Annotated in this window: 12 protein-coding genes; 10 read left to right on the top strand and 2 right to left on the bottom strand. The window is 56.3% G+C overall.

The genetic code is table 11. The annotated features are described in order from the left end of the window. Positions 1–148: 148 nt before the first annotated feature. From G7Y44_RS07645 to G7Y44_RS07620, 6 genes are all read left to right on the top strand, one after another. Positions 149–925 (top strand): hypothetical protein, encoded by a 777-nt coding sequence (locus G7Y44_RS07645; RefSeq protein ID WP_165248808.1) that lies wholly within the window; start codon positions 149–151, stop codon positions 923–925. Positions 926–951: 26 nt separating this feature from the next. Next, positions 952–3,834 (top strand): molybdopterin-containing oxidoreductase family protein, encoded by a 2,883-nt coding sequence (locus G7Y44_RS07640; protein WP_165248806.1) that lies wholly within the window; start codon positions 952–954, stop codon positions 3,832–3,834. Continuing rightward, positions 3,834–4,448, top strand: coding sequence for a 4Fe-4S dicluster domain-containing protein (locus tag G7Y44_RS07635; RefSeq protein ID WP_165045042.1), 615 nt, complete (start codon positions 3,834–3,836; stop codon positions 4,446–4,448). Before G7Y44_RS07640 ends, G7Y44_RS07635 begins: the two co-directional genes overlap by 1 nt. A 206-nt stretch (positions 4,449–4,654) precedes the next feature. Then, positions 4,655–5,407 carry a TorD/DmsD family molecular chaperone gene (locus G7Y44_RS07630; RefSeq protein ID WP_165045044.1) on the top strand — a complete coding sequence of 251 codons (753 nt, stop codon included), beginning with the start codon at positions 4,655–4,657 and terminating at the stop codon, positions 5,405–5,407. Between the two features lie 33 nt (positions 5,408–5,440). Further along, complete coding sequence (locus G7Y44_RS07625) at positions 5,441–6,124, top strand: ferric reductase-like transmembrane domain-containing protein (protein WP_165248804.1); 684 nt, start codon at positions 5,441–5,443, stop codon at positions 6,122–6,124. A 283-nt stretch (positions 6,125–6,407) separates the two neighbouring features. Then, complete coding sequence (locus G7Y44_RS07620; protein ID WP_165248802.1) at positions 6,408–7,991, top strand: helix-turn-helix transcriptional regulator; 1,584 nt, start codon at positions 6,408–6,410, stop codon at positions 7,989–7,991. Between the two features lie 172 nt (positions 7,992–8,163). Here the strand turns inward: G7Y44_RS07620 and G7Y44_RS07615 are convergent, their stop codons facing one another. After that, the gene (locus G7Y44_RS07615) at positions 8,164–9,555 is read right to left on the bottom strand and encodes a TrpB-like pyridoxal phosphate-dependent enzyme (RefSeq protein ID WP_165248799.1); all 1,392 of its coding nucleotides are present in this window, start codon (positions 9,553–9,555) and stop codon (positions 8,164–8,166) included. 620 nt (positions 9,556–10,175) lie between these two features. Next, complete coding sequence (locus tag G7Y44_RS07610) at positions 10,176–11,954, bottom strand: AAA family ATPase (protein ID WP_165248797.1); 1,779 nt, start codon at positions 11,952–11,954, stop codon at positions 10,176–10,178. Positions 11,955–12,845: 891 nt separating this feature from the next. Here G7Y44_RS07610 and G7Y44_RS07605 point away from each other — a divergent pair. The 4 genes from G7Y44_RS07605 to moaA all read left to right on the top strand — a co-directional run bounded on the left by G7Y44_RS07605 (position 12,846) and on the right by moaA (position 17,752). Then, positions 12,846–13,778, top strand: a complete 933-nt coding sequence (locus G7Y44_RS07605) for a molybdate ABC transporter substrate-binding protein (RefSeq protein WP_165045054.1) — start codon at positions 12,846–12,848, stop codon at positions 13,776–13,778. 179 nt (positions 13,779–13,957) lie between these two features. Then, positions 13,958–15,481, top strand: coding sequence for a molybdate ABC transporter permease subunit (gene modB / locus G7Y44_RS07600; RefSeq protein WP_241158172.1), 1,524 nt, complete (start codon positions 13,958–13,960; stop codon positions 15,479–15,481). Then, positions 15,478–16,608 (top strand): sulfate/molybdate ABC transporter ATP-binding protein, encoded by a 1,131-nt coding sequence (locus tag G7Y44_RS07595; RefSeq protein ID WP_165248795.1) that lies wholly within the window; start codon positions 15,478–15,480, stop codon positions 16,606–16,608. Before modB ends, G7Y44_RS07595 begins: the two co-directional genes overlap by 4 nt. 136 nt (positions 16,609–16,744) lie before the next feature. After that, the gene (moaA, locus tag G7Y44_RS07590; RefSeq protein ID WP_165248793.1) at positions 16,745–17,752 is read left to right on the top strand and encodes a GTP 3',8-cyclase MoaA; all 1,008 of its coding nucleotides are present in this window, start codon (positions 16,745–16,747) and stop codon (positions 17,750–17,752) included. Positions 17,753–17,991 lie beyond the last annotated feature (239 nt).

Raw genomic sequence — 17,991 nt, 5'->3', positions numbered from 1 at the left:
CACGCTGCGGATGGTGCGCACCATGTTTTCTTCATAAGATGCGCACAACAAAACAGCTACAAACGAGCAATAAGAGCGCGCTCGAGCCGCACTCAGGCGGCTGCGAGTCTGCGCGCCATTCCAGAATCGAAGAAGGGGGAGGAACCATATGCCGGAAGAGCAAATGCGATCGGTTCCGATGATGCAATCCCAACATCAGACAGAAGAAGACAACGGCTTCGCTGACCCGGCTGCGAACGATATGGCGGAAATCGCCGAGCAGGAGGCGCAGCCGCAACCTGAGCTCACGTTTGATCAAAAGCTCGACAAGTTGGGCTACACCGTCACTCGTCAACCACTCGATCGCGAGCTGCTGTATAAAACGCTCGTGTTCTGTCTCGAAGAGCGTCCTTTAAACGTGATCGAGCAGGAAATGGCCACCTATCCCGAATTCGCAAGCTGTACCACCAACCAGTACTACCTCATCACGAAGCTGGTGGGTGCGTATGGTCTCGAACTTATCGAGAAGGACGTCGACGGCAACGTGGTTACACCGGAGCAGAAGGTGGGTCTGACCGAGGACGAGGAAGACGATCTGGTTGCAAGCTTTCACTACAAGACCACCGAGGTAGGCCGTGCTTTCGTAGAGGAATACAGCCCGAAGGCGCGTCTTGTGCAGATGCTTCAGCTTAACCCTGAGCGCACGGAAACGTACGTTGACGTACTCGAATTCGTGCACGCTCAGCCGCGCACATATGCAGAAATTCAAAAGCTGCTGGCTGGCCGCCCGGCGCTACAGACCGTCATTGACGGCCATGTGGAAACCATGCAGCCGAGCGTATTTGTTGACAAGCTTGAGCGCGCTGGCGCTCTGGTTTGGAAAGAGGGCTGGACCCTTACGGAAGAGGGGGTCGAGTTTCTCGAGGAAATGAAGGCGGACGAGTAGGTAAAAGTAGGAGGAAAGGAAGAAAGATGTCAGAAGCAACGTTGACACGTCGTAGTTTCGTGAAAGCGTCTGCGCTCGCAGGTGCTGCCGCGGCTATCGGCGCTTCGATGTCTGGCTGCATGAAGGACGATGGTGGCTCCACCGGTGGCACCACGTCTTCTGCGAGTGACAGCAAAGAGGGTCTGACCAAGATGTACACCTCTTGCCACGGCTGCATTCAGATGTGCCCTGTTGTCGCATATCTGAAGGACGGCGTGGTGGTCAAGCTCGAGGGCGACAAGCGTGCCCCGGTTTCCCGTGGTTCGCTGTGCATCAAGGGCTTAAACCAGCTGCACACCATGTACAGCCCTCGTCGTATCCTGCACCCGATGAAGCATGTCGAGCGCGGCACCAACGACTGGGAGCAGATCTCCTGGGATGAGGCTATCGACTTGGCTTCCCAGCAGATCGTTGACGCTATTGACAAGTATGGCAACTATGCGTTCTTCGCTAGCGTCGGCGGCGGCGGTGCTTATTCGTTCATGGAAGCCATGACGCTTCCCATGGCGTTCGGTTCCCCCACCGTGTTCGAGCCGGGCTGCGCGCAGTGCTACCTGCCCCGTTGGTCCATGTCGAAGCTCTTCTACGGCGGCGACGACCAGTCCGTGGCTGACAACGCCGTCCAGGAGATCTTCCGCACGGGCGACGACAACAAGACCGAAATGGTTGTCATCTGGGGTGCTCAGCCGTCCGTCTCTGAGACCGCAGAATCTGGTCGTGGCATGGCTGAACTGAAGGCCAAGGGCGTTAAGACTGTCGTTGTTGACCCGAACTTTAGCCCCGACGCTGTGAAGGCCGATGTGTGGCTACCCGTTCGTCCCGGCACCGACACCAAGTTGTTGCTGTGCTGGTTCCGCTACATCTTCGAAAACGAGAAGTACGACGCTGAGTTCACCAAGTACTGGACGAACCTGCCGTTCCTCATCGACATGGACGAAGCGAGCGAGAACTACAAGCTGCCCGTGAAGGCTGTTGACGTTATTGAGGGCTACGAGCCTCCGGCTGAGATGCCTGCGAACACGCCGGTGTACGTGTGCTACGACCTGAAGACCAACTCGGTGCAGCCCTTCGAGTACAGCCTGCCCGAGGACTCCAAGGTTGACCCCGAGATCTTCTGGGCTGGCGACTTCAATGGCAAGGCCTATAAGACCGCTGGTCAGATCTACAAGGAGACGGCTGACCCCTGGACGCTCGAGGCAACTGCCGAGGATTGCTGGCTGCAGGCTGACAAGATTGAGGAAGCCATCAATATCTACTGTGACAACTGGGGTGGCATCGTCAATGGTGTTGCTTCCGACATGACCGAGTCGGCTTCTCAGGTGCCGCTGGGCTGCATGGGTCTCGACTCTATCATGGGCCGCATCAACAAGCCGGGTGTCACCATGACGAAGAAGAAGGCTGGCGTGTTTGGTGCCAACGGCGGCGACGCTGCTCCCACCCGTCCCGTCACCTTCAACAACGGCTTCGACGGCATGTTCTCTGCCATGTACGGTATCGGCGCTGTGGTCGGCGCTTCCGACGCCGAGAACGAGGCGTGGGCCAAGGGTGAGGAAACCCCCTATGGCAAGGCTGATGTGTCGCAGCAAGAGCTGGCAAACCAGCTGCTCATCGACCGTCTGGGTATGAAGGACCACAAGGGTCTGTACGCGTGGTGCCACAGCCACATTCCCACGGTGCGCGATGCTATCGAGACCGGCGAGCCGTTCAAGCCGCGTGTGTGGTTCGACATGTCCGGCAACAAGCTGGCCGTGTTGGGCAACGCCGAGTCGTGGTACAAGGTGTTCCCTGAGGTTGACTTCGTCATTGGTCAGTACCCGATGCTCACCTCGTTCCACATTGAGGCTGCCGACCTGGTGTTCCCGCTGCGTGAGTGGCTGGAAGAGCCCATGGTGAACATGACGCAGCTTGACACCCAGTGGCTGCAGAACGAATGCGTGCACATCGGCGAAACCGTGTCGCACTCCATTCCGGCCGCTCAGGTTGTGGCTGCGTGTGCTGAGAAGTGGGGTGGCGAAATCCCGAACGGCTTGAAGCCGGGTCTGCTTGCCACACCGACCGAGGGTGCCATCAAGGATGCGCTCGTCGAGCAGTTCGGTGCCAAGGACTGGGAAGACCTGTCCACCAACACCGAGCAGTATACGCCGCTCGTCACGCCGGATTACTTCAGCTACGACAACCATCTGGTCATCTGTGATGACGGTCTGCCGGCTGGTTTCGGTACTGAGTCCCGCAAGATTGAGACGTACTGCCAGATCCTGCTGAAGACGGCCCGTACCGGCTATCCGTTCTGCTACCCGAAGCCGCAGGAAGCCTGTGCCGACTACAGCCCCATCTGTGTGCCCATCGAACCCGCAGAAAGCCCAATCGGCGACACCGAGTACCCCTACGTGCTCACCTCGGGTCGCGTGCCGTACTTCCATCATGGCACGATGCGTCACGCTGCGTTCAGCCGTGAGCTGTTCCCCTGCGCCGAGATTCGCATCAATCCGGCAACCGCCAAGGAGCTGGGTATCGAGCACATGGACTGGGTTAAGGTTACCAGCCGCCGTTCCGAAACGCATGCGCGTGCGTATCTCACCGAGGGTGTGCATCCCAACACGGTATGGATGGAGCGCTTCTGGAATCCCGAGTGCTACGATGCCTCGCAGTCCGAGATCACCGGTGGTTGGCGCGAGTGCAACGTCAACGTGCTCACCAAGAATAATGCCCCGTTCAACGAGGTATACGGTTCCTACACGAACCGCGGCTTCACGGTGAAAATCGAGAAGTCCGAGCGCCCGGCCAACATCTGGATCGAGCCCGAGGAGTTCGCACCGTTCCTGCCGACTGAGGAAATGCTCGCTGAAGCTCAGACTGAGGATGTGTTCTAATGAAAAATTGCCTTGTTATCGATCTGGATCGCTGCAGCGGCTGCGACGGCTGCATCGCCGCTTGCAAGCATGAGAACTCCGTTGACCTGGGCGTGTACTACAACCGCGTTCCGGCCATCGGTCCGACCGGCACCTTCCCGGATATCGAAATGTACTGGCGCCCTATGCAGTGCCAGCAGTGTGTCAACCCGGGCTGTATTGAGGTGTGCCCCACTGGTGCGAGCTACCGCGATGAGGAAACCGGTGTGGTGTTGGTAAACGCCGACGAGTGCATCGGCTGCGAAACCTGCATCAGCGGCTGCCCGTACAATGTGCGTACGCTGAACCCGAACACCAACGTTGTGGAGAAGTGCACCCTGTGCTTCCAGCGTCGCAACGACGCTGATGGCTGGGAGCCGGCTTGCGTGCACAACTGCTGCACGGGCGCCCGTTACTTCGGCGACCTGGACGATCCCGAGAGCTCCGCTTCGAAGGCCATTGCTGCGGCTGGTGAAGAGAACTGCTATCATCTGCCCGACGAGAATGGTTTGGAGCCCTCCACGGTGTACATTCTGTCCTACGCTAAGTGGCAGGAAGGTCTTGACGACATCACCACCACGCGCTACGAGAAGTAGCGAGCCGGAAAACGGCAGAAAGGCGGCGTTGCAGGGTGCATGCGCACGGGCGCGCCGCCTGATATCCTCGATATCCGAAGCTTCGTTTGAGGCTTCGGATATCGAGGCGCGAGGGCTTCCCTGGCGAGCATCCCTCCACGTTGGCTTGCCAGGGGAGTTTTCGCATATGTTGAGGATAATGCGTACTGATGCTGAGAGGTGACCGTATGGCAGACGAAGCAAACATCGAAGAAAAGCAGAAAACCCCCGTCGCCGAGGATCAGGTTGATTTCGCACAAGACGAGACAACTGCCCAGATGATCGAGGCGCTGGAAGGGCGTGCGGCGTTCTACGATCTGCTCGCCTCCATTTATTTCAGGCCGCTCACGCAGGAGCAGATAGAAAACATTGCCGCCATGGACTTATCCGTGTATGCCGACGTAAACGAGCAGTTCGCTGACGGATTGAATGATATCACCCGATATTTGCGCAAGCGCAACACCGGCACGCGTCAAGAGCTAGCAGTCGATTTCACTACGTCATTCGGTGGTGCAGCTTCGTGGAAGGGTATGTATGCCACGCCCTACGAATCGTGCTTCACCAGCGAAGAAGGCTTCATGTTCCAGGAGTCGTATCACGAGGTGTATCAGCTGTTCAAGCAGAATGGCGTTGGGCGTGCCGAGGGCTACGACTACCCCGACGATCACTTGTCGTTTATGTTTGAGTTTTTGGTCATCATGTCAAACCGTACGGTTACCGCGTTGCGCGAGGGTGATCGTGCAACGGCGCTTGAGAATGTGAAGATCTCGCAGGACTTCCTGCAGGCGCATGTGCTGTCGTGGTTCGATTTGTTGGTTGAACGCGCGACTCTGCTGCAGAAGACCCGCTTCTATCGCGGCATCCTCAAAATCAGCAAGGGGTTTTTCCTGTTCGATGCGGACGTGCTCGACGAGCTCCGTGCCGAATTGGAAGAAAACTAGCGAATTGTATGGAGAGAGAAACAGGGGGTTCAGATGACGTTCGCAATCATCCTCGCATGCACGGTTGCCGCATGCTTCGCGCTGCGCAACCCCATCAAAAAATGGCCGATGCTGTTCTACGCGCTAGCCGTCATCATCGACCTGGTGTATGTGGTGGGTTCGTTCTACGAGCTGCCGCGTGCCGTATGGATCGTGTTGTTTACGCTCATTCAAAAATGCACGCTGTCGCTGGCAATTTTTATCGTCGTCATGTACGTGGGTGTGTTTGCCAAGGGCTCGAAACCATACATGTGGCTGAAGGGTATTCGTGCTGAGCTATCCATTATCGCGTGGATTCTGTCGCTTGGTCATATGGTAGTGTACCTGATGTCGTATGTGCCGCGCATCTTCGGCGGTGGCATCATCAAAGGGAACGTCATGTTCGCCTTCGTGCTGGCGGTGGTGCTGTTTGTGCTGCTTATCGTGTTGGGCGTTACGTCGTTCAACTTCGTGAAGAAACGCATGGACAACGATTCGTGGGTGAAGCTGCAAAAGCTTGCGTACCTGTTCTATGCGTTGGTGTACATCCATTTGCTGGCGATGTTGCTTCCCGCAGCGTTGCATGGCGGCATTCAGGCGGGTATTACCACGGGTGTGTATTCGGTTGTGTTCATTGCTTATGCCGTTTTACGTGTGTACCGCGCACTTGCCGACAGGCGCGCTGGCATTGCCGATTAGACACAGCAAGAAAGATAGCTTCTCGACGCCCGGGCGCTCGCTCGGGCGTCGTTGCGATTTTGGGTTGTCGGAGCTGTAAGAAGAGGGAGTGGTATCAGAGAATGCGGATACCGCTGCTTTCTTGACAGCCCCCTGACATTTTGACCTCTGTCACGTGCTCTTACTCTTGTGTTTCCTGCTGTCTCTGATTGTGCTGATAGTGCGACTGCATATGTGGGGTGTTTCTGCCTGAGCTGCGGGGAACTGGTGGTAGAATGATCGCACGTGTTGCGGAGGGGAGATCATGGAAAAGCTTAGCGGGTTCGTGAAGCGCCTCGTTCAGGTGTGTCCGGCGCTGCCGTTTATGGCGTTCGCTATGTGGCAAGCGTGGTTCTTTGTGCTGTTCAGCGGTTCGGTGTGGCTCTCTGACACCGAGGTCAATGGCTCGAACATTTCGTCGCTGTTTATCTGTTCGAGCGGCGCGACGGGGTTGATCATGCTTGCGATTGCGCTGTTGCCCACCAGTTTGCGCGACCGGTTCGTTGACCCGCCCTGGGTGGTTGGAGGCGCGGCTGTTACGGCATTCGGATGCTTTGCCATTATCGCCATCGGGCCGTACTATCTTCTACCCATGCTCGACTACGAAGTTATCCGCCCGCTGTTCTATCTGTCGGGGGTGGTGAGCGGCATTGGTATGGCTCCAGTGCTGCTGCGGTGTGGTCGGCTGTATGCAGAACTACCCCCCCGACGAGTGGTTTTCTATGTGGCGTGCTCGCATTTGGTTGCCGCATGCGCGTACTTCGTCATTATTGGCTCTCCTACCTGGGCGCCGGTTGCGGGCGGTCCATCTTTGTGCGGCATCCTGTTTTTCGTACTGCTGCCGCTTGCGGCGGGTTTGCTGGCTGTTATGCCGACCAACTCGTTCGAGCTAGCTGCAGGCGATGAAGAACACCCGCGCGGCGCTGATGGGCAGTCGGTGTCGTTTGAAGCGCTTCCGAAAACGTTTATCAAGCTGGTTGTGGTGGTGTTTGTTTTCTCGGTGACGCTGGTATCTATTCATGCCGTGGCTGTGCAGTCTTCTCCCATTGGGGAAACGCTCGATCGTACGCGGGTGGTTATGCTGCTGCATATGGTATTAGCGACGGCGTTTGTGTGCATGGCGGTTGGCATGAACATGGAGGCGTTGAACTTAGGGAAGGCCTATTCGGCCATTATGGTGCTGGCGGTGATGGTGGTTGCGGTTCTACCTGCTCTCAACATCCCCAACGCCAAGGTTGCACAGGTAGCGGTGCTTGTTTCATTTTTGTTTGAGTTTCTGTTGTGGTGCATCGTGTCGTTCGTGCTGTACCAAAAGCGCTATTCGCCCACCATGGTGTTCGGCTGGGCATATGGTGCATACCTGATGGGCAACAGCTTGGGATGGGCATTGGGTGCTTACGAGCTGAGCCGTTTCGCGGGTGCCCCGAACGAGTTTGTTATCTACATTGTGTTGGCGGTGGTGGTGCTCGCCGTTGCGTTCTTCATGTATTCCGAGAAGGATTTCGAGGCGTTGTTCGAGCCCGAAAGCGAGGAAGAGTCTCCCATTCAAGAGCTGCTCGCCGAAGAATTGGTAACACCGCAGGTGGTGGTCGTGCAGGAGGCTCCGGTGCGCAAGCGGTTTGCGGAGGTTATCGATACGTTGGCGCAGGGCTTCGGGCTGTCGGCGCGAGAAACCGACGTGTTTCAGTGTTTGGCTATGGGTTACGATGTTCCCGCTACGGCCGAGCGCTTGCAGGTGTCGAAGAACACCGTACGTACGCACACTCGCAACGTGTATGCGAAACTGGGCGTGCATTCCCGGCAAGAGCTGATAGACCTGGTAGACACCGAAAAACACAAGGACGAGTAGCGGGGAAGTTGCACAGCGTGGTTGCCGCCAGTTTCACCCGAGTCAAAACCACGTGCGCTTCGTTATGTGAAGAGGCCGCCACTTCGGCATTGCCACTTCGGCAACCTCTTCACGTTGATGGCTGGGAGATTTCTTCGTATCCAGCCACGTTGTCAAAGCGCCTGACGTGCGCTTATTGCACCCCGGGAATAGAGGGAATGGTGGCAAATCCTGCTTCCAGTTCCTTGTCGGTGGGGATATGGTCGCTCATTATGCCCTTGTTGAAGGCGTCGTAGGCGTACATGTCGAAGTAGCCCGTTCCCGTGAGACCGAACAAGATTACTTTCTCTTCGCCGGTTTCAGCACACTTCTTCGCTTCTTCTATAGCAACATAGATAGCATGGGCACTCTCGGGTGCGGGCAGAATGGTTTCCAGGCGTGCGAACTCTTCGGCAGCGGCAAACACATCGGTTTGGCGCACGGCGCGGGCGTCCAGATAGCCGTCGTGCTTCAGCTTGGAAATGATCGGGCTCATGCCGTGGTAGCGCAGACCGCCTGCGTGATCGGGGCTAGGCAAGAATCCGTTGCCCAGGGTGTACATCTTCACCAGAGGGCAGGTGCGGCCGGTGTCAGCGTAGTCGTAGGCGTACTTGCCGCGGGAAAGGCTCGGGCAGCTAGCGGGCTCAACGGCAATGAATTCGGTGTTGGGGTGAGTACCGTTGAGCTTGTCGCGCATGAAAGGAGCAATAAGGCCAGCTAAGTTGGAGCCGCCGCCCGCGCAACCGATGACCATATCGGGGTATTCGCCCAGCTCTTCCATGGCGGTATAGCTTTCCAGGCCGATGATGGATTGATGCAGGCACACCTGGTTCAGCACGCTGCCCAGCTGATAGCGGCCCTTGTTTCCGGGAATGTTCAAGGCGCGCTCCACGGCCTCGGAGATAGCGGTGCCAAGCGACCCCGAGGAGTTGGGGTTTTCCTGCAACATACGCCGCCCTACTTCGGTGGTGTTGGAGGGCGAGGGGGTTACGGTGGCGTCGAAGGTTTCCATGATGTTGCGACGGAAGGGCTTCTGTTCGTAAGAGCACTTCACCATGAATACATCCAGGTTGAGTCCGTAGTGCGCGGCCGCCTCGGCGAGGGCGGTGCCCCATTGGCCGGCGCCTGTTTCTGTTGTGATATGGGTAAGATCCTGTTCTTTGGCATAGTAAGCTTGGGCTAGTGCCGAGTTCAACTTGTGTGAACCTGACGTGTTGTTGCCTTCGAACTTGTAGTAGATTTTCGCGGGGGTGCCCAGCGCCTGCTCCAAATTGTAGGCACGACACAATGGCGACGGGCGGTACACCTTATACATTTCGCGCACGCCCTCGGGAATGTCGATATAGGCGGTGTGGTCGTCGAGCTCTTGGGCCACCAATGCGTCACAGAACACTGGTGCGATGTCGGCGGGTTCGGCCACCTTGCCGTTCGGCAGGCGCATGGGCTCGGGAGATTCGGGCATGTCTGCGCGCAGGTTATACCATTGGGTGGGAATTTGGTCCTCGCGCAGGTACAGGCGGTAGGGCGCGGTGGCGGTGTCAGTCATGACGGTTCCTTTCGACTCGGCCGTGCAAGGCGGCATTTGCGGGTTCGCATCGCGGGTTTTTGCGGTGCTGTTTCAAAGGTCTTTCTTGGCCTGCGTTCGCGCCGCGCATTCCCCGACACGAAAAAGCCCCTCGGATTATCGAGGGGCTTCAAAGCATGCACAAGGAAAGCTTCCGATAATCCGACCTATATTCGCTTGTACCACCACCACGCACCAGCGCAGAGCGCTGCCTGAGCAGTTACCTCGCGCGTGTATGCAATATGGTCGAACAAGCTTTTCTCCTGTCGGTTTATCGGATGCGCCCAACTATAGCAGACTTGCCGCTTTTGCCAACCGTCTTTTTTGCAATCGGAACGAGCAAAGCACGCTGCTTCGATGCCGCTGCCTAGACCCTGCTGCCTGAACACAATCGCGCATTTCGTAGAAAAAGTGGCGTTGAGAGGGCACTCTGGATTCTCAACGATACGTTTCGGTGAAAACAGCCAAGAGAGCCTACCAAAGAAGAGTGGATAATCCTCTCTGTGTTTGAGAGCAGTCTACTCAACAAGGTATCCCACCCCCGCATCTTCCCGCAGATCACAGGCTAGCTTCTCAGTGTTGATTAACTCTTTAGCGTAGAACTATCTTGCAACTCGTTCGCTCTTACATATGACGTGCTTACCGCTGAAGGCTACACCCCAGCGGACGGTGCCGGCTGCGCCGATAAAAGCACTTGATTCATAGACTTGTTGTTCGATTTGTGCAAGAGCTGCTTGCGCCAACGCAGGCAAATTGGTTGCCTCGGAGCTTTTGGGGGCGGCCCATTTAGCTTCGATAGTTATAAGGGGGTCGCGATCGGGGCTGATCGGTTGCACGCGCACATCAAATCGACCGTGCCCAGCCTCGCGATTGGACATGGGGTCTTCGTAGCCGCTCATTCCAAATAACAGTCCCAGTAAAAGCGTATGGTACGGCGCTTCATGATATAGGTCATGGTAGCTGGCATTGTCTTTCAGAATACACTCGAGTTCTTTAGCAACAACGTCGTCTTTACACTCCGTAAGGGCGCGGTGGAGCTGTCCCAAACGCTCGCGATCTCCTGCTATGGAAGAGAATCGTTCGATGATGTCGCTGCGAAAAAGGTGAGCTACCTCACGGTTCGGGATGCGCAGAACTCGCGAAAGACTGATGTTGTTTGGAAGCTTGGTGTCGTTGGTGGTCAGGTATCCTGCAAGATACAGCATTGACCATACGGCTTCAGGGCGAATACCGAGATCAGGGAAGACAATGCTCGTGTCGATAGCCTTGTCGAGAGTTCCATCAGGTTGCATAAGTGTGTAGAGTTCGCTCATCGTTTTGTCGTCGGTATCGTGTACGAGGCTCGTGAGGATGTCGTTCCGGGAGGTGTTTCCCCAGTAGACATCGGCGGTACATTGGCTATTGAAGTAGTTTAGTGCGCTCCAAGGGTTGTAGACGTCTACATTGCCAAAGCGGTATCCGTCATACCAAGAGCGCGCCTCGGCTATGCCATCTGTCTGGTTTCGATAGAAGGCGAGGGTATCAATTTCCATCTGCGTGAACCCGTAGCGTTCGTCTGATGCCACGGAGAGCGACGTGCTCACGATGAGATTATTTAAATCGGAGAAAATGGATTCTTTGGAAATGCGTTGTACGCCAGTGAGCACGCCCACGGCCAAAGCGGAATTGTCCTTCAGTGCGCCGGTGAGCCATCGCTTGAGGAAGGCAACCACCTCATCGTAGTAGCCGTAGGTGTAGCCTGCCATGACGGGTGCGTCGTATTCGTCAATAAGCACCACAACCTGGGTTTTGTGATGCTTGTGCAGAAGTTCGCATAGGGTAAGCAGCGAGCGACTCCAGACTCCCTGTGAGGTGTTGCGGCTAGCCACCTGGAGAAACAACTCCTGATCTCGCTCGGAAAGAACATCGCTTACGGCTAGATAGTTATGCCGCTCGTACTCGGCGGCTATGTTTGCCTGAATGCTCTCCAGCGTTTCATTCCATTCATTTCCTTTGGTGTTTCCGAACGAAAGGCGCACAACGGGATAGGCTCCGTGGTGCTCGCGATAGCGCCCGTCCTCTGCATCCCAGATGGCCAGGCCCTGAAAAAGCTCCGTGGTGTCGGTGACGCCCGGAATGCTGGGAATTGTTGTCTCGAAAAACGCTTGCAGCATACTCAAGTTGAGCGACTTGCCGAAACGGCGAGGTCGACAGAAGAGCAGGGACGCTCCTGGCGTTGCCAGTACATCGGCGATCAAGAGCGACTTATCTACAAATACGTAGTTCTTAAGAACCGTACGGAAGTCGCTGACCCCGATGGGTAGCGCTTTGCGCCCGGCCAAGTCGGATAGGCGTACGTCGCCCCTACGGTAGATGCCGCTCTCATAGGTGCCTTGGGCCATGGCGCGTCCTTTCCTTTATCGTTGAATCCTTCCGATTATACCGTACTGAACAAAGGGCAGTGTCTTGTGTCGCTAAGTGTCAATCTGCGCGAAACACGCGAAACACGCTGCTTCGATGCCGCTGTCTGAACCCTGCCGTATGAACACAGGAGCGAAGCGCTTTTTCGCGCCACTTTTTTCTCGAAATGCGCGATTGAGCAAAGTTAGCCGTGGCTTCGGGAGCTTTTTTTACGAAATGTACGATTTGGCGGAGTCGGTAAAGCTCGTCGAAGTTTCAGAAAAAACAGCGGTTGCCTCTGATCAGGGAAAACGTAAGAGCAGTCTCAAGAAGTGAAGAGTAATGCTCGTTTCCTACCTATTTTTATCGCTTCACGTCGCGCATTTCGTAAAAAAAGTGGCCGAAGCCACGGCTAACTTTGCTCAATCGCGCATTTCGAGAAAAAAGTGGCAGCAGAGGTGGCTAACTCTGCTCAGTGAGTCTTTACATGCAACATTATTCACAATTGACAATAATTCTAAATAAGACTATTCTGATTTCAGCATGAAAGACGGTCGGTAGGGGACGGACAAAACGCTGGTTGCCTCGCGAGCTTTTGTTGCGTTGGCTGCGCCACAAAGCGTACGTTGGTCACGCCATATGGCGCGCGTTTTGTTACGATGCCGAACGTAGCCGTCTTTCTGAGGGAAGCACTGATTAAGACCGTCTTGTCCTGGGTTTGTGGATTGGATGGCTGAGGGCCAAAAACCGAATGCGTGTGTGCGTGTGAAAATGAGGTTTGAGAATCTCAAACACCGTCCCACAAACGTAGGGTTGGCGGAGGTAATCGGTGTTTCTAGGGGGCACATGTCTCCCTTTGATGTTGAGTTGGAAACCACAAGGAAGGGAAACCGATGAAGAAGTTGCGCGTGATGTTAGCGACGGGATGCGCCGTCGCGATGGTGGGGTCGTTTGCGCTGTTTGGCTGCTCGTCGAATGAGGCGGCCGAGGAACAGCCCGCCTCGAACCAAGCTGCTGAGCAGACTGCTGCCGAGCCTACCGAACAGGTTGAGCTGCAGGTGTTCGCCGCCAATTCCCTGAAGAAGGCAATGCCCGAGGCTATGGCGCTCTACACCGAAGCTCACCCCGAAGTAACCTTCGCTGATGCTCAGTACCTGTCGTCTGGTGACTTAAATGCCGAACTTGAAGGCGGCGCATATGCTGACATCCTCATTTCCGCCTCAAAGGCCAAGATGCAAGACGCTATCGACGCTGATCTGGCCGATGGCGATACCATGAGCACTATGTTCATGAACGATCTGGTTATCGTTGCTGCTGAAGGTTCCGAGTTGGCTGAGCAGTATGGTGCCGATCAGAACTTCACGCTTGAACAAGCCGGTTCGGGCGATTATACGGTTGCTATTGGCGATGACTCCGTGCCTGCTGGCAATTATGCCAACCAGGCGCTGTCCACGATTGGCAGCTTCAACGCTGCTGACGGCAAAACAGGGGCTGACACGAACGGCAAGGCGGGTGACGCCGACGGTTACGCTGACACGCCACTTGCCGGCAAGGTGAATTTGCAGGCGAAAGTGGGCGACGTTGCTGCTCAGGTGTCGTCGGGTTCCGTTGACCTGGGATTTGTGTACACCTCTGACGTGTATAGCAACGATGGACTGGTCGTGATCGGTGTTGTTCCTGCCGACACCCACAAAGACATCGTGTATCCCGGTGCAGTGACCACGCAGTCTGAACACGTTGATGCCGCAAAGGCGTTCATGGAGTGGTGCGCGACCGATCCCGCCGCCATTGCCGTATGGCAGGAGTGGGGCTTCGCACTGGCGTAAGCCGTTACTGTTGATGGCTCGGTGCGGTGCGCAGCAGTGCGTGCTGGCCGCAAGGGAAGGGGCGAGCTGCTATTCGATGCAAGCTCGTCCCTTCATGTTTCATAGAGTATAATTCTGCGCGAGAATAAACAGTGCCGCTTGCGCTGTGCTTGGCGGGCGGCTGGGGCAGGGGGACTGTTATGACGTTTGGCTTCGGGCAGCGCTATGCTGTGCGCGTTGCGATTTCGCACAGCAACGTTCACTGCGCGGCTGTTTGCGAAGGTGCGTACGATAGTGCGTATGCGATGGTGCCGCGTCGCACCGCTGTCGCGCTCGTGCGCGCTCTGGTGGCGTTTATACTGGTAGCATCGTTTGCGTTGTCGTTTGCTGCGCCCGCATCGGCGATGGCTGCCGAAGGGAGCGAAGGCAACCAGGCAGCGGAGACTGCGCCAGACGCTTCCGAGCAAGGCGCGCTTGCTAACGTGCTCACCGACGGCGAGTCGGCATCAATCGAAGGGGTGCGGTTCGGCCTGGTGGGGTTTTCCCGAGCTGAAGTGGGAACGAACACTCCTGTTGACGGCCAGTACCGGGGCTACCGCTACTTCACCGCTGCCGAGCCGGGTGAATTGGTGGTCATCGACGCATCGGAGTATTGTGTGGCGTACGTATCGGATCGCGTGGCGGAAACCGTGGGGTTCGACATCAATAACACTGACGATCAGGCGGCGTTCAAGGCGATGATGGTTGCGCTCGACACGAAGGCGAACAAGGGCGGCAGCTCGCTTAATGCCGCGTCTGAATGGCATTTCACGAACGAAACCTCGTATACGGTTGGTGGCGTGCAGTTCCTCTTTGACGAGCAGGTGAAAGAAAACCAGTACTATGCCTGCGTCATCGGTGAAGATGGCAGCGACGTTACGAGCGCAGATAATCCGAGCCATATTAAGCTAACGCACGCAACACTGGCCGAATTTGCGCCTGTCGATGCCGTGTCAGTTCAGGAGGAAGCGACGGGTTGGCAGGCGTTCGTCGAGTTTTTGCAGCGCGTCGATTTAAGTCCTTTGTGGGTGACGCTGAAAACTACGCTTACGGCTATCGTGTTCATTTTCGTGCTGGGGTTGGCGGCAGCCTATTTCAGCTTACGAATTCCATCTCGTGCGCAAGATTTAGCCGACTCTATCTTCACCATTCCCATGGTGCTGCCACCCACTGTGTGTGGCTTTTTATTGCTGCTCGCGTTCGGGCGCAACACGGCGTTAGGGCAGTGGTTCATCGACATCGGCTTCCCGCTGGTGTTCAGTTGGCCGGCCACCGTTATCGCCGCCGTGGTGGTGGCGTTTCCGCTGATGTATCGCAACGCGCGTGGTGCATTCGAGAGCATCGACGCAAACATGCTTGATGCGGCGCGTACACTAGGGTGGAGTAACGCGCGCATCTTTTTCAAGCTTATGTTGCCGCTGTCGTGGAGTTCGATTGCGGCGGGTACGGTGCTGTCGTTCGCTCGCGCATTAGGTGAGTTCGGTGCCACCATGTTCCTAGCGGGCAACTACCTGGGCGTGACACGTACTATTCCCATCGCCATCTACTTCGAATGGATGAACGGCAATACCGACGTGGCCATTTTTTGGACGGTCATCATCATGATCTTTAGCTTCGTGGTGATTCTCTTCATTAATTTGTGGAGTAGACATACCACCAAGTACCGCAGGAGGGTTGAGGAATGAGCCTTGAGGTTTCCATTAAGAAGCGCTTCTCGGGATTCAAGCTTGATGTCAACTTTCAAGCCGGCAGTGAAACGTTGGGGTTTCTTGGTGCGTCGGGGTGCGGCAAGAGTTTGACTATGCGTTGTATTGCTGGTATTGAAACACCCGATGAAGGGCGTATCGTGGTGAACGATCAGGTGTTCTTCGAACGCGAGGCCGGCAAGAAACCACGTGTGAACCTAACCCCCCAAGAACGCAAGACTGCACTGCTGTTCCAAAACTACATGCTGTTTCCGAACTTGACGGTGGAACAAAACGTGGCGGCCGGCATTCCCAAAAGCGAGTCGGCCGATACGCGTATGCGTATGGTCAGCGAACAGCTGCGCCGATTTGGCCTGGTGGGGCTTGAGAAGCGCTATCCTGCCCAGTTGTCGGGCGGGCAGCAACAGCGTGTGGCACTGGCGCGCATGCTGGCCGCACGCCCGGGAATCCTGATGCTGGACGAGCCGTTCTCGGCGCTCGACGCGCATTTGAAAAGCTCGCTTGAGCAGAACCTGATCGGGCTGTTTGAAGAGTTTAACGGTACCATTTTGTACGTGAGTCACGACATCGATGAGGCATTTCGCTTCTGCGATCGCATCGCCGTGGTGGAAGCGGGACACATCAGCGAGATCGGGCCGAAGCACGACATTGTGAGCAACCCAGAAAGTCTCGCGGCAATTAAGCTGTCGGGATGCAAGAACACCACGCCGGCCGAATACGTGAGCGACCACGAGGTGTGTCTGCCTGAATGGGGAATCCGGCTTTCGACCGAGCAGATAGTTCCACGCTATGTGCGCTACTTCGGCGTGCGCGCGTTCCATCTGCGGAAGGCTCGCGAAATGGGCCCGAACGTGTTTCGCATGCGCGCCGACCGGGTAAGCGATTCGCGTTTCGAGCGCACGGTGATGCTGTCGTTTTTGGACGCCGAGGTAGGTCCGCAGCTACAGAAGGACCTTGCCGAAGAGGACGAAACGATGAAGTTTCTAAAGCTGCACATCCAGTGGAAGGTGGATAAGCTGTCGGTTTCCGAAGACGAGCTGCCAGCACAAGGCGATGAATTGCTCATCGAGATTCCCTCGAGCAGCATGTACCTGGTGACGAAATAGCCACTTGCGTGGCGGAGGGCGGTCGGTTGAGGGTAGGTCGAGGGTAGGTCGAGCGACTTTGCGCCACACGGCGTCTTGCTGTGCTTCGTGTCTTGACCTAGAATATTCTCGCATGAGAATTACGAAGGGGAAAACCATGAAGGACGCTCACGGCAGGACCATCGACTACCTGCGCATATCGTTGACAGACCGGTGCAATTTCCGGTGCATCTACTGCATGCCCGAAGAAGGCGTTCAGCAGATGGCACACAATGACATTCTGCGCATTGAAGAAATCCTGCGCGTGGTTCGCGTTGCGGCCAACATGGGAATCAGCAAGATTCGCCTGACGGGTGGCGAGCCGCTCGTGCGCAAGGGTGTGGTTGATCTGATTCGCGACATATCGGCTACGCCCGGTATCGACAAGGTGTCGCTGACCACGAACGGCGTGTTGTTGCCACGCATGGCCGCTGACCTAAAGGATGCAGGTTTGTCGCGGGTGAACATCTCGCTTGATACGCTCGACCCCGATCAGTTCAAGCGTATCACGCGCGTGGGAACCATTGAACAGACGCTAGCCGGCATCGACGCAGCGCTTGAATACGGATTCAATCCCGTAAAGGTGAATGCGGTTACGGTGCGCAGTTTGAACCAAGACTACCTGGCGTTCGCACGCTTGTCTGTTGACCGGCCGCTACATGTGCGGTTCATCGAGTACATGCCGGTAGGTGAAAGTACGGGGGCTAACGGCTGCGGTTGGGGCAAACAAGATGTTGTTCCGAGCGATGAGCTAATTGAAACCATTAATGCGCGTGCCGCCGCCGCAGGGCTGCCGGCCTTGCAGCCTGCTACAGAAAGCCGCCCTGAAGGGTGGGGGCCTGCACGCTACTACCAGTTCCCCGGAGCGCTCGGTACGGTGGGTGTTATATCGCCGCTGTCACGTCATTTCTGCAGCGAATGCAATCGTTTGCGCATGACAGCTGACGGAAAGATTCGCCCTTGTCTATTCTCTGACGAAGAATACGACGTGCGCGCTGTGCTGCGCGATGCGCATGCCGACGACGAGGCGGTTCGGGCCGTGCTGTTGCAAGCGCTGGGTGCCAAACCCGACGAGCACCACGACAAAGTAGGAACCGACCGCGGCATGAGCCAAATCGGGGGATAACGGACGACGAAGGAAGAGAAATGCGGCCGATGGGCGTCGGCCGCATCAATCGTTAACACCTGCGCCGCCCGTACCCACGTTTGACCAAACGACGGGCTTTGCCAGTGAAACTGTAGTATAGCATAGATATTGCTTGCGCGTTTGCAGCATGCTTGTTTACGATACCTGCACGTAAACTGCGCTGTTTGAATCGAATGACGGAAGGGAAGCCCCATGACTGACCGGCAGTTGACACATAT

This window comes from Adlercreutzia sp. ZJ141, from assembly GCF_011038965.1.
GTDB lineage: Bacteria > Actinomycetota > Coriobacteriia > Coriobacteriales > Eggerthellaceae > ZJ141.
The sequence above is the reverse complement of the archived record's forward strand: the minus strand, read 5'-3'. Positions and strand labels throughout refer to the sequence as shown.